General features: G+C 49.7%; 1 pseudogene. It reads left to right on the forward strand.

Annotated elements, in window-relative coordinates:
- Positions 1–304 (forward strand): annotated as a pseudogene (locus A3761_RS07625) (UDP-3-O-(3-hydroxymyristoyl)glucosamine N-acyltransferase); the annotation flags it as partial.

The following is a 304-nucleotide window of genomic DNA, read 5'->3' on the forward strand; positions in this document are numbered from 1 at the left end:
GATAACCCTTACCTGGCGTATGCGCGTTTAACTCACTTGTGGGACAGTACCCAGCTTGACCTTAGTGCGGGTTCAGATATCCACCCTTCGGCTGTTGTGCATGACACTGCTGAGGTCGCTGAAGGCGTTTTTGTGGGAGCTGGCGCAGTAATTGGTAAAGGTGTTTTCTTAGGGGCTGGTTGTGTAATTGGTGAAAATACGACAGTTTCTGATGACTCGCGGATAGGTGAATGCACTCGACTTTATCCAGGCGTCAATATCTATCACGGCGTGACGATTGGTGCGCGCTGCATTATTCATAGTG

This window comes from Oleiphilus sp. HI0123 (assembly GCF_001635315.1).